The organism is Streptococcus sp. FSL E2-3494, from assembly GCF_038007085.1.
Taxonomy (GTDB): Bacteria; Bacillota; Bacilli; order Lactobacillales; family Streptococcaceae; genus Streptococcus; species Streptococcus thermophilus.
On the sequence record NZ_JBBOWN010000001.1, the window covers coordinates 1119461 to 1133133 of the forward strand.

The 13673-nt window shown below is 41.2% G+C and carries 6 protein-coding genes and 2 pseudogenes; all 8 read left to right on the forward strand.

Annotation, left to right across the window (positions count from 1 at the left end; genetic code table 11):
• Window positions 1-114 precede the first annotated feature (114 nt).
• Window positions 115-1503: a dihydrolipoamide acetyltransferase gene (locus NST05_RS05840; RefSeq protein WP_084828823.1), complete on the forward strand. Its 1389-nt coding sequence runs from the start codon at window positions 115-117 to the stop codon at window positions 1501-1503.
• 170 nt (window positions 1504-1673) lie between these two features.
• On the forward strand, window positions 1674-3428 hold the full coding sequence (gene lpdA / locus NST05_RS05845) for a dihydrolipoyl dehydrogenase (protein WP_011227227.1): 1755 nt from the start codon (window positions 1674-1676) through the stop codon (window positions 3426-3428).
• Window positions 3429-3703: 275 nt separating this feature from the next.
• Window positions 3704-6249 (forward strand): annotated as a pseudogene (locus NST05_RS11075) (GBS Bsp-like repeat-containing protein); the annotation flags it as partial.
• Window positions 6247-8941, forward strand: a pseudogene (locus NST05_RS11080) (pullulanase); the annotation flags it as partial. The pseudogenes NST05_RS11075 and NST05_RS11080, both read left to right, overlap by 3 nt.
• A gap of 250 nt (window positions 8942-9191) precedes the next feature.
• Complete coding sequence (efeO, locus tag NST05_RS05870) at window positions 9192-10076, forward strand: iron uptake system protein EfeO (protein ID WP_084828821.1); 885 nt, start codon at window positions 9192-9194, stop codon at window positions 10074-10076.
• A gap of 5 nt (window positions 10077-10081) precedes the next feature.
• The gene (efeB, locus tag NST05_RS05875) at window positions 10082-11287 is read left to right on the forward strand and encodes an iron uptake transporter deferrochelatase/peroxidase subunit (protein WP_014608310.1); all 1206 of its coding nucleotides are present in this window, start codon (window positions 10082-10084) and stop codon (window positions 11285-11287) included.
• Complete coding sequence (locus tag NST05_RS05880; protein ID WP_084828820.1) at window positions 11265-12950, forward strand: FTR1 family iron permease; 1686 nt, start codon at window positions 11265-11267, stop codon at window positions 12948-12950. Before efeB ends, NST05_RS05880 begins: the two co-directional genes overlap by 23 nt.
• Window positions 12937-13665, forward strand: coding sequence for a twin-arginine translocase subunit TatC (tatC, locus tag NST05_RS05885; RefSeq protein WP_084828819.1), 729 nt, complete (start codon window positions 12937-12939; stop codon window positions 13663-13665). The genes NST05_RS05880 and tatC overlap by 14 nt, the downstream gene beginning before the upstream one ends.
• The last annotated feature ends 8 nt before the right edge of the window (window positions 13666-13673 follow it).

The following is a 13673-nucleotide window of genomic DNA, read 5'->3' on the forward strand; positions in this document are numbered from 1 at the left end:
ATTTCTTGTTTTAACTGTGGGGGTATCGAAAATTATAATTTAATGTTGAAAGGAGAGGGTGAACCAGACGCCTAATTTTCAGTCGCTTTCTGGTCGCTCTTGGGTATCTTATAAATGGCTTTTGAGATTATTATGCCTAAGCTCGGTGTAGACATGCAGGAAGGTGAAATCATCGAGTGGAAAAAACAAGAGGGAGACGTGGTTAATGAGGGAGATATCCTTCTTGAAATCATGTCAGATAAGACAAACATGGAACTTGAAGCAGAAGACTCAGGTGTTCTTTTGAAGATTACCCGTCAAGCTGGTGAAACAGTACCAGTTACTGAGGTGATTGGTTATATCGGAGCTGAAGGAGAAGTTGTGGCTGATAATGCTGCAATCGCACCAGCTGCAGAAGCTGCGCCACAAGTTGAAAAAGTTGCTGATGTGGAAACGCCTGCTGCTAAGCCTCAGCCACAGGTAGCTATTGTTCATGAAGGTGGCAAAATACGCGCGACACCTAAAGCACGTAAAGTGGCACGTGAGATGGGGATTGACATCGCTCAAGTTCTCGGAACTGGGGCAAAAGGGCGTATTCATGCAGATGATGTTGAGAACTTTAAGGGCGCTCAACCTAAGGCAACACCATTGGCTCGCAAGATTGCAGCAGACCTCGATATTGATTTAGCTACCGTATCTGGAACAGGATTTGGTGGTAAGATTACTAAGGAAGATATTCTTGCAATCAGTGCTCCAGCACAAGTTAAGGTGGCTGCAGCCGCACCTGCGGTTGAAGCTAAACCTGAAAAAGTCTTGCCAGAAGGTGTGGAAGTCATTCCGATGTCTGCTATGCGTAAGGCTATTTCTAAGGGAATGACGCACTCATACTTGACTGCACCAACATTTACTCTTAACCATGATGTGGACATGACTAACCTTATAGCTCTTCGTAAGCAAGTTCTTGATCCAATCATGAATAAGACTGGTATGAAGGTGACCTTCACTGATTTGATTGGTTTGGCAGTTGTGCGTACCCTTATGAAAGAGGAACACCGTTACCTCAATGCATCCTTGATTAATGATGCACAAAATATCGAATTACACAAATTTGTTAATCTTGGTATTGCAGTTGGTCTAGATGATGGCTTGGTTGTACCAGTCGTTCATGGTGCTGATAAGATGAGTTTGTCTGACTTTGTGGTGGCCTCTAAGGATGTCATCAAAAAAGCTCAGGCTGGTAAATTGAAGGCGGCAGAAATGTCAGGTTCTACTTTCTCTATTACTAACTTGGGAATGTTTGGAACCAAGTCATTCAATCCAATCATTAATCAACCTAACTCAGCTATCCTTGGTGTTTCAGCAACTATTCAAACACCGGTTGTTGTTGATGGTGAAGTTGTCGTGCGGCCAATCATGGGTCTTTGCTTGACTATTGACCACCGTATTGTTGATGGTATGAATGGTGCTAAATTCATGGTTGATTTAAAGCATTTGCTTGAAAATCCAATGGAATTGTTGATTTAAGAAAAATATCTAAAAACTGAAGTTTTAAATAGAAAGGAGAGAGCGAACCATAGGGTTTAACTGAACCCGAGCGAAAAGCTTGGAAAATAAACCGTCCGTCTACGCCAGCAGGCTGACGTGCCGGGCACCTAATTTTCAGTCGCTTTCTGGTCGCTCTTGGTATCTTATAAATGGCTTTTGAGATTATTATGCCTAAGCTCGGTGTTGATATGCAGGAAGGTGAAATCATTGAGTGGAAAAAACAAGAGGGAGACGTGGTTAATGAGGGAGATATCCTTCTTGAAATCATGTCAGATAAGACAAACATGGAACTTGAAGCAGAAGACTCAGGTGTTCTTTTGAAGATTACCCGTCAAGCTGGTGAAACAGTACCAGTTACTGAGGTGATTGGTTATATCGGAGCTGAAGGAGAAGTTGTGGCTGATAATTCTACAAGCGCACCAGCTGCAGAAGCAACTGCTCAATTGGAAGCGGCTGGGCTTGAAGTCCCTAAAGCTCCATCTCAACCATCTCCAGCGACAGCAGAAAAAGCAGCCCTTGCTGATAACGAATATGATATCGTTGTTGTTGGTGGTGGTCCAGCTGGTTACTATGCAGCCATCCGTGGAGCACAACTTGGCGGTAAGGTTGCCATCGTTGAAAAATCAGAATTTGGTGGAACATGTTTGAATAAGGGATGTATCCCAACTAAGACCTACCTTAAAAACGCAGAAATCCTTGATGGACTTAAAATTGCAGCAGGTCGTGGTATCAACCTAGCATCAACAAACTACACCATCGATATGGATAAGACGGTTGACTTTAAAAACTCTGTTGTTAAGACCCTTACTGGTGGTGTGCAAGGTCTTTTGAAAGCTAATAAGGTAACTATTTTCAATGGTCTTGGTCAAGTTAACCCTGATAAGACTGTCACTATTGGCTCAGAAACAATCAAGGGACGTAACATCATCCTTGCAACTGGATCAAAAGTATCACGTATTGATATCCCTGGAATCGATTCACAACTTGTGATGACATCAGATGATATTCTTGATTTGCGTGAATTGCCTAAATCACTTGCTGTTATGGGTGGTGGTGTCGTTGGTATCGAGCTTGGTCTTGTTTATGCTTCATACGGCGTTGACGTAACAGTTGTAGAGATGGCTGATCGTATCATACCTGCTATGGATAAAGAAGTGTCACTTGAGCTTCAAAAAATCCTTTCTAAGAAGGGTATGAAGATTATGACATCTGTTGGTGTTTCTGAAATTGTTGAAGGCAATAACCAATTAACACTTAAACTCAATAATGGCGAAGAGATTGTGGCTGAACGTGCCCTTCTATCAATCGGGCGTGTGCCACAATTGAACGGTCTTGAAAATCTTAACCTTGAGCTCGACCGTGGCCGTATCAAAGTAAATGAATACCAAGAAACTTCTATCCCTGGTATTTACGCCCCTGGTGATGTAAACGGAACTAAGATGCTTGCTCACGCTGCTTACCGTATGGGTGAAGTAGCAGCCGAAAATGCTATGCATGGTAATGTCCGTAAGGCACACCTTGATTATACACCAGCGGCAGTTTACACCCACCCAGAGGTAGCAATGTGTGGTCTAACTGAAGAAGATGCACGCGCTAAATATGGTGATGTTCTCATTGGTAAATCAAGCTTTGCTGGGAATGGACGTGCTATCGCCTCAAATGAAGCTCATGGCTTTGTTAAAGTCGTTGCGGATGCGAAATACCATGAAATCCTTGGAGTTCACATTATTGGTCCGGCTGCTGCTGAGTTGATTAACGAAGCAGCAACTATTATGGAAAATGAACTGACTGTAGATGAACTCTTGCAATCTATCCATGGTCACCCAACTTTCTCTGAAAATATGTATGAGGCTTTTGCTGATGTACTTGGAGAAGCTGTTCATAACCCACCAAAACGTAAATAAGATAAATTAAATTCTCGGACAGGTGTTTGAGGATTTTTTCTTTTGTCACACATTTTCATATTCAGCTAAATCTCGTAAAATTCTTTTCATTTTTAGTATTAAATACGAATAGGTAGTTAAAGGGTTTTCAAATAAGATAAATCGCAATTTTACTAGCGTTTAGAATTTTATAATGTTTCTGTCTTATTTAGAAAATTTTTAATAATGACTTTTCCGTGAGAGTTTTTCTATGGTAGAATGGTTAAAGCATTATAAAAATGCAAAAGGAAAGTTAAATGCGAACGAAAGATTTTATCTACTATGATAGTGCGGCTGTTCTCTTGGCTGTCACAACACAGGTTGCTCAAGCAGACGAAGTGGCGACACAAACGCCTTCCGTTACTGAAGGAAATCAGTGTCAACCTGCGGCTACAAGTAAAGTGGCAAAAGCTAGTTCTCCAGCGGTATCTACGGTCTCCTGCTTCACAGAGTTCCGAGGCTGCAACGGCATCAACTTTAGTAATATCTTCAGTTGTTAGTTCAGAAAGTGCAACAGTTTCTACAAGTGCGACAAATTCTGAAACATCAAACAGCACTGTAGCAACACCTGCTAAATTAACGAATTCTACAGATGTTCCTTCGCCAACACTTAAGGTGCAACAAAAGACTTTTATCGATGTCAGCAGCCATAATGGTGAAATCAGTGTAGATGACTATCGTGCTCTTGCACGCCAAGGTGTGGGTGGTGTCGTTGTCAAGTTGACTGAGGACACTTGGTACAACAACCCTAAAGCACCCTCACAAGTTCGCAATGCTCAAATTGCTGGTCTTCAAGTATCAACCTATCATTTTTCTCGATACACAACTGAGGAAGAAGCACGTGCAGAAGCTCGTTTCTACATCCAAGCTGCACAAAAACTGAACCTTCCAAAGAGTACTGTTATGGTTAATGATTTCGAAGACTCTAAGATGCTTTATAATATCAACCGTAACACCCAAGCTTGGGTTAACGAAATGCGTAAGCATGGATATAACAACCTGATGTTCTAACAAGTGCCAGCTGGTTGGATGAGAACAATCTAGGCTACCGCGGCCCTGTCTCAACCTCTCAATTTGGGATTGAGAATTTCTGGGTTGCACAGTACCCATCATCAACTCTTACAGCAACAAGTGCCAAAAACATGTGCTTTAATGCCAAAACTGGTGCATGGCAGTTTTCAGCTACGGCTAATCTCTTGCCAGGTAAACATGTCTTTGACCATAGCGTGGACTATAGACTATACAGAACGGTTTCACCGCAAATGCCAGTGCTGAGGTTGATGCCACTCAAGGCAATTTGAGTGGAACCATTTCTATTGTCAATAACAATCCAACTCTTGGTAGCTTTGATGTTGTCATCTCTAATGTCAAAGCACCAAATGGCGTTGAAACAGTCTCTGTTCCAATTTGGTCAGAAATTAATGGTCAAGATGACATTATCTGGTATACAGCTAACCGTCAAAATAATGGAACTTACACAGTAAACGTTAAGGCTTCAGCTCATAAAAACTCAACAGGCCTATATAATGTTCATCTTTATTATGTTCAAAAAGATGGTCAATTAACAGGTGTTGGCGGAACAACTACTCAAGTCTTCATTGGTAAGACATCAGAGCAGTTGAAACCTAAAGTAAGTTTTGCTATTGAAAATAATAATGCTAAGAAAATGGTACCTTTGATGCTGTCATCACTAACATCACAGCACCACTAGGTGTTAAGGAAGTTTTGGTGCCAACATGGAGTCTTGAAAATAGTCAAGACGACCTTATTTGGCATAAGGCTTCCAAGCAAACTGATGGCAGCTATCGTGTAACCATTAATGCAAGTGAGCATAAGGGCATTAAAAGAAATTACCGTGCCGATGCTTATATCGTGGATAACTCTAATAACCGCCATTATATTGCTGAAAAAGTAGTGGCTGTTGATTATGCTCGACCAAGTGGTGTTCTTACAATTGAAAACAACAATACTGCAGCAGGTACTTTTGATGCCGTTGTTCGTAATATTGTTGCTCCTACAGGTTTGAAAGAGGTTCTTGTTCCTTCATGGAGTTTAGCTGGCGGTCAAGATGACCTTACCTGGCATAAGGCAACTCGTCAAGCCGACGGTTCTTACCGAGTGACTATCAAAGCAACAGATCATAAGAATTCAACTGGTAAATACCGTGCTGACGTTTACATCGTAGATAATGCCAACCAACGTCATTATGTCACTGAAACTATTGTAGATGTAAAACATAATAAACCAGTAGGTACCATTTCAGTAGTTAATAACAATAAAGATACTGGTACTTTTGATGTCATTATCAGTGATGTCTATAGTTCTAAAGGTGTTCGTACTGTTCAAGTACCTATTTGGTCTGAAAAAGATGGCCAAGATGACATTCGTTGGTATGAAGCCACACGACAAGCTAATGGCACTTATACGGTAAATGTTCAAGCTACTAGTCATAAAAACTCAATAGGCTTGTACAATATTCATTTGCACTACATTTTAAATGATGGGTCACGAGTTGGTGTAGGAGGGACAACGACAACAGTTGAATTCCGTAATGCTAAGACAAAAACGCAAACCTATATCACTAATGTTAATTCAGAAGCAGGTAGTTTTTACAGTAGTAGTTGATCAAGCGCCACAAGGTCGTCAGATTCAGAATATCCGTGTAGCTGTATGGTCAGAAAGCAACTAAGGCAACCTTTCTTGGTACAATACAGCACCTACTGGCTCACACACTGAAATCAATGTTTCGACTGTTAATCATAAGAATCTTATCGGCAGCTATACGACTCACGTTTATGTAGATACTGATCCGACAGTCTACACCAACCCTTACTTTGTCAAGGATGTGCGTTTGACTGGGGCTCAGCAGCTTAGTCCAAGCCAAATAGAACTTAGTTTCACCAACTTAGACGAGGTCTCATCTGAAGACATTCTCAAAGACCTCAAGGTTACGTATAAGGATGGTAACAGTGTGATTCTTAAACAGCTTGAGTTGGATACTAAGTTCAAAAAAGCTACATTAACTGGTGATTTTGTTGCGAAAAATCTGCCTTACAAGGTCACTTTTGGCAATGATAGTTTTAAAACATCTGATAGTTGGCGATTGAAGGTTGCCCTCTACAGTTACGATGGCGAATTGGGTGCTCGTCTAGAAGAGAATGGTACTAAGGCACATGTGACCCTTTGGTCACCAAGTGCTGATCAAGTAGATATCATTGTCTATGATAAGAATAATCAAGATAAGGTGCTTGCTGAACATACTCTAAGCAAAGGACTTCGAGGTACTTGGCAAGATGACTTGCTTGCGACTGATTTTGGTTTGGAAAACTTAACCGGTTATTTCTATCAATACCGCATCAAACGTGGTGATCAGTCTGTAATCGTTTTGGATCCGTATGCGAAGTCTTTGGCCGCTTGGAATAGTGACAATGTCAGCCAGGGACCTGAACACAAGATTGCCAAGGCTGCCTTTGTAGATCTTGCTAATTATGGACCAAAAGATCTTGACTACGCTAAGATTCCAAACTTTAAATCTCGAGAAGATGCCATCATTTATGAGGATCATGTCCGTGATTTTACCTCTGATAAGGCTATTTCAGCTGAATTGAAACACCAGTTTGGGACTTTTGCAGCCTTTGCGGAGCGTTTGGATTATCTTAAAGACCTTGGCGTAACCCATATTCAGCTTTTGCCAGTATTAAGCTACTATTTTGTCAATGAAATGCAAAATGGGAAGCGTTTGGATGCCCATGCATCAAGTAACAGTAACTATAACTGGGGTTATGACCCACAAAACTATTTCTCTTTGACGGGTATGTATTCTGAAAAGCCAAGTGATCCAGCTAAACGTATCGAAGAATTCAAGAATTTAGTTTCTGCTATTCATGCCCACGGTATGGATGTTATCTTGGATGTAGTCTACAATCACACAGCCAAGACAGCTATTTTTGAAGACCTTGAGCCAAATTACTATCACTTTATGGATGCTGATGGCACACCACGTTCGAGTTTTGGAGGTGGTCCGTCTAGGCACGACTCACTATATGAGTCGTCGTGTCTTGGTGGATTCGATTGCTTATCTTACTAAGGAATACAAGGTTGATGGTTTCCATTTTGATATGATGGGTGACCATGATGCTGAAAGTATCGAGAAGGCTTACCTTGCTGCAAGCGCTCTAAATCCAAACCTCATTATGCTTGGTGAGGGCTGGGTGACTTATGCTGGCGATGAAAATAGTCCTGTTCAGCCTGCCGATCAGTCTTGGATGAAGAATACAGATACCGTAGCTGTATTTTCAGATGATATTCGAAATATCCTCAAATCAGGTTATCCAAATGAGGGGACACCTGCCTTCATCACAGGTGGAAAACGTGATATTAATAAGGTTTTTGACAATATCAAGGCGTAACCAACTAACTTTGAGGCTGATTCCCCAGGTGACGTTATCCAGTATATTGCTGCTCACGATAATTTGACCCTTTTTGATATCATCGCCCAATCAATCAAGAAGGATCCAAGCAAGCCTGAGAATAATGCTGTAATTCATCGTCGCTTGCGTCTAGAAAACCTCATGGTCTTGACTGCTCAAGGAACATCCTTTATTCATTCTGGTCAGGAATATGGTCGTACGAAACAGTTCCGCGATCCTGCCTATCGTTATCCGGTTTCTGAGGACAAGGTGCCGAATAAGGCTCATCTTTTAGTTGATGAAAAAGGAAATCCGTTTGATTATCCGTACTTTATCCATGATTCTTATGATTTTAGTGACGCCATTAACCATTTTGACTGTACTAAGGCGACTGATACTAAGTCATTCCCAGAAAATACGAAAACACGTGCCTTTGCCAAAGGTTTAATCGCCCTACGTAAGACTACAGATGCTTTCAACTTTAAATCAAAAGCAGATGTGGATGCACGTGTGACGCTATTGACAGTTCCAGGTACGAACAATGTCACTCAAGAAGATTTGGTATTGAGATACTAAACTGTTGCTTTCAATGGTGACCATTACCTTGTCTATGTCAATGCTGATAGCAAGTCTCGTCAGTTTGATTTGAGCAAGATTACAAATGGTCTATCCTATATAGTTTTGGCGGATGGAAATCAGGTCAATCTATCTGGAATTAGTGACTTATCAGATGTTGCAATCAACAATCACATCTTGACCTTGGACCCATTAACAGCGAAATTTATTCGTTTGACTAATGCTCAGACGCCAACTGAGGCAGTAGATCAGCCTTCAGAAAAGATCAATTCATTTGGTGGAAAAGATACTGAGGCAACTAAAACAACTGCCAAGGCTTCAGGTAAAGAGGACCTTGTTGGAGATGCTGAACTTGTTAATCGTGACAATGGTTAGGCTAAAACTGAAGCTAGTCATCAAACTGATAAGCAACTGCCATCTACTGGTGAAAAGACAAATCGTGGACTCTTTTTGGCAGGTCTTCTAAGCATTCTTAGCCTAGGCTTCCTTAGAAAACGTCGTACGAAATAATAAGTAGCAACAGGTTATTTCCTGTTGTTTTTCTTTTATTTAGAATCATTTTTATCTGCTCTTTAGAATAGTTCTTAAATAGCCTAAAACCGTTGACAGCGCTGGTTTCTGCTGTTATTTTAGATTATGTTCTCTTACATACGAGAGATCATAATTGACTTACCATCGTTCGTTCATTATTAATGATAAAACGACGATTCACATATATAACGACAAAAGTCGAACACTATCTTGAAAATAGGAGACATTCATGAAAAAACTTAGCAAACTTGGTGTTATTCTTTTAGCATCAGGACTTTTATTGACGGCTTGTGCCAAATCTGGCAATTCAAGTCATTCAAGCTCAACTAGCTCAAAACTCACAGCTAGTGAGCAAAAGCTATTGAAGCAGGCCACAAGTGATTACAAAACTTTCGTGGAAGGCGAAATCGATCAGCTTTTGAAAGATACCGAAGGATTCAGTGAGACCCTCAAGTCAGGAAATCTTGAAGAAGCCAAGAAGCAATACCCATTGATTCGTATGGCTTACGAACGTTCAGAGCCAATTGCAGAAAGCTTTGGTGAGTCTGACGTGAAAATCGACTACCGTTTGGTTGATTACATGGACGAAAATAAATCAGAAGACGGCTGGTTAGGGTTCCACCGTATTGAACGCATCATGTGGCAATACAACACGACAGAGGGTACAACTGCCTATGCCTATGCCTATGCAGATCAATTGGTTAACGATATTAAAGAACTCAAGGCTAAAATCGCAACTGTTAAAGTCACTCCAGATATCATGTTGACAGGAGCAGTAGACCTTCTTAACGAAGTGGCCACTCAAAAGATTACAGGTGAAGAAGAAGTCTTCTCACACACTGACCTCTACGACTTCCGTGCCAATATTGAAGGGGCAGAAAAAATCTTTGAACTCTTCAAGCCATTGATCCAGAAGAAAGATGCTAAGCTTGTTAAGACTTTGGAAACAGAATTCAAGAATGTCAATGGTCTTTTGGACAAACACATGATTGATGAGAAAAACTATAAGTCTTATACAGATTTGAGTGAGGCAGATACTAAGGAATTGGCCGAAGCTGTAACTAAACTTGGTGAACCATTATCACAAATGGGTGTTATCCTAGATGGGAAATAAGAAAAATGACTGATAAAAAATTTTTAGACCAAAAAATGGACCGTCGTGAATTTCTTAAAAAATCAGGTATTGGAGGGGCTGGGCTTGCACTTGGTCTTTCTGGTGCATCTGCTTTTTTTGCTAATCAGGATCGTTCAAGTAAAAAAGCCCTAGATGGGGATGAAGATATTAGCTTTTTTGGTAAGCACCAGGCTGGGATTACGACTCCCATGCAGAAGGCTTGCTACTTGGTGGTGCTAGATCTTCATACAACCGATAAAAAAGAAGTCATCCAGCTTTTTAAAGACTGGACCGATTATAGTAGTAAATTGGTCGAAGGAGAGTTAGTCAAAAAAGACGGTTCTAATGCCCTCTTGCCTCCTACGGATACAGGCGAAACCGTGGGACTCAATCCCTATCGCCTTAGCCTGACTTTTGGAGTTTCGGCTGATTTTCTTAAAAAGCTTGGCCTAGAATCCAAGCGTCCTAAGCTCTTCCGTGATTTACCTCCATTTCCAAAGGAGCAGTTGCAGGACAAGTATACGGGTGGAGATATCGTCATTCAAGCCTGTGCAGATGATGAACAAGTAGCCTTCCATGCTGTCCGCAATCTGATTCGCAAAGGTCGTAATAAAATCACTATGAAGTGGAGCAAGTCAGGTTTTGCAGCTATTGGTGACCGTAAGGAAACGCCTCGCAATCTCTTTGGTTTCAAGGATGGAACTGCTAATGTAACGAAGGAAAAGGAATTCGACAAGGTTGTCTGGGCTGATAGTAAGGATTGGATGAAGGGTGGTTCTTATATGGCTCTTCGCCTGGTCCAGATGCACTTGGAAACTTGGGATCGTACCAATTTGCAGGAACAGGAAAATACCTTTGGTCGTTACAAGGAATCAGGCGCTCCTTTTGGTAAGAAAGATGAGTTTGATGAAGTAGATTTATCTAAACTTCCCGTAGATTCCCATGTGCGTTTGGCCAAAGAAGTAAATCTTCCTATCTTACGTCGTTCCTATTCCTATTCAGATGGCATTGATGAAAGAACGGGTCAGTTTGATGCAGGTTTGATATTCATTGCCTACCAGAAGGACCCAGACCGTTTTGTCAAAATACAGACCAATCTTGGAGCTGTAGACAAGATGAATGAGTATATCACCCATATCGGAAGCGGGCTTTTTGCTTGTTTTGCTGGCGTGGAGAAAGGAGGCTACCTTGGTCAAGCACTCTTTGAATAAACTCCTCGTTTTGCTTGGGCTTCTAGCTTTATTCTGGACCTATCCAGTAGCTGCTGAATCCTATAGTGATCTCTATATCAAAATCACAGATGCAACAACAGCTGTTCAAAACAAGGATCAAGCAAAAGCTAAGGAATTGGTTGCTGAGATTAAGACTGATTTCGAAACAAAGGAAAATCACGATTCTAAGGCTGGTAAAAAAGTTAGCAAGGCTCTTGATATTAAAGGTGACGTGACAGAAGAGGACCTAACCTCTATCTCGTCAGCCCTCCTTAAATTTGAGAAAGAGCAAAATCCTGTTGACTTGGATGCCGAAAAGGAAAAACTTGAGACCCACTTCAATCCTTATTTCAAGAACTTACAGGATGCCATTACTGCTAAAGACTTAGCTGAGACCCGCAAAACTTACGGCGAATTGAATAATGCTTGGACGCGAAATGAAGCTGTTGTCCGTGACCATAGTACTGCCTACTACGGCAAGATTGAGACGGCTATTTCACTTTTGAGAAGCAGTATTGAGACGGAGCCTACTGATTTCACCAGCATCCAGTCGTCCTATGATGATCTTAAGGGTGGGATTGATGACTTTATCAAGGGTGTTCCTCTTGATAGTACAAGCTCAAGTTTAACCCTAAAAGATGGTATTAAACTCTTGGAAAAGGCTCTAAGTCAATTCCAAGCAGGTGATGAAAAAACGGCTGCGGCATCTATGAAGAAGTTCATCACTATCTGGCCAACCATTGAAGATGACGTGAGCACGACTAACCCTAGCCTCTATGCGAGCGTGGAGAGCGAAACGCCTGTTATCATGGTAAAGGGAAAAGAAAAAGCTTATCGAGACAAAATGCAAGCCTTGATTACAGACCTATCTGCTATCGATACCAGCGCTTCTTATAATGCCTTTGATGCCATGTTGATTCTCTTGCGTGAAGGGGTTGAAGCCCTCCTCATCGTCATGGCCCTTGTGACAACTCTTAAGGCAGCTAAGATGCGTAAAGGACTCAAATGGGTTTATGGCGGAGCTATTGCTGGTGTTCTTGCCAGCGCAGTAATCGCTGTTGTCTTACAAGTTGTCTTTCCAGCTGTGACCTCAGGGGCTAACCGTGAAATTATTGAAGGTGGCGTTGGTATCTTTGCAGTTGCGATGATGATTCTTATCGGTATCTGGCTCCACAGCAAGTCTTCAGTCAAACAGTGGAATGACTTTATGGACCATCAGATGAAAACAGTGACAGCCACTGGAAGTTTTGTATCCATGTTTGCCCTCAGTTTCTTGGCTGTCTTCCGTGAAGGTGCCGAGACTATTCTTTTCTATGTTGGTATTATCCCACGTATCACGACAGCTAATTTTTTGATTGGTATTGGTTCAGCCATTGCAGTTCTTGTTATCATTGCTGTAGCTATGACTAAAGCTAGTCACTATATTAAACCGCACCGCATCTTCTTTATTTTGACTTGGTTGATTTATGCTCTAGCCTTCAAGATGCTCGGTGTCAGTATTCATGCCCTTCAGTTGACTAATATGATGTCTAATCATTTGATTAGTGGTTTCCCAACCATTGATTGGGCTGGTATCTATCCAAGCTGGGAAGTCTTGATACCACAACTTATCTTTATTGTTATAATTGCCTTTGTGACGGTGAAGCAGCATGGCAAGAAGTAGAGATGAGATGACCATTGTTGAGCATCTAGTGGAGTTTCGGAGACGATTCATTGCAGTAGTGTTATGCTTTTTCCTAGTTTTTTGTATTACCTTGTTGTTTGCTGGGGAGATCTATGCTTATCTGACCAGAGGATTTGAAAAGTCCTTATTGGTTCTAGGACCTAACGATATTCTCTGGATTTATATTAACTTAGCCAGTCTCATGGCTTTTACGGTCACCTTGCCTTTTACCACCTACCAGATTTGGCAGTTTGTGAAACCAGGTTTGAGGGACAATGAAGCGCGTGCTATCTTTGCCTATATTCCAGCAACTTTTGTCTGTTTTGTTTTGGGTTTGGCCTTTGGCTATTATTTTGTGAGTCCAGCTATCTTGGAAGTGCTTTTGAAACTAGGTGAAGGACTCTTTAATACACAAATTACAGCACAAAACTACCTTACTTTCTTACTGCATACGACAGTGCCTTTGGCTGTTCTCTTTGAATTTCCTGTAGTTGTTAGTTTCCTAACCTCTATTGGTATATTGACACCAGTATTTTTGACACGCTATAGACGCTATGCTTACTTTGTTCTCTTGGTTTTGGCGGTGATTCTGACACCAGCTGACTTTATTAGCGACTTGGCCATGACTGCTCCTTTAATCTTGCTTTATGAAGTTAGCTTAACTCTTAGTAAGCTTATTTATAAACGTAAACAAAGAAAATATAAAGATAAATAGAAAGGAAA

What these genes read in the sequence shown, in the direction of transcription:
- NST05_RS05840 (WP_084828823.1), top strand. Translation starts at nt 115, where the DNA reads ATGGCTTTTGAGATTATTATGCCTAAGCTCGGTGTAGACATGCAGGAA.
- lpdA (WP_011227227.1), top strand. Translation starts at nt 1,674, where the DNA reads ATGGCTTTTGAGATTATTATGCCTAAGCTCGGTGTTGATATGCAGGAA.
- efeO (WP_084828821.1), top strand. Translation starts at nt 9,192, where the DNA reads ATGAAAAAACTTAGCAAACTTGGTGTTATTCTTTTAGCATCAGGACTT.
- efeB (WP_014608310.1), top strand. Translation starts at nt 10,082, where the DNA reads ATGACTGATAAAAAATTTTTAGACCAAAAAATGGACCGTCGTGAATTT.
- tatC (WP_084828819.1), top strand. Translation starts at nt 12,937, where the DNA reads ATGGCAAGAAGTAGAGATGAGATGACCATTGTTGAGCATCTAGTGGAG.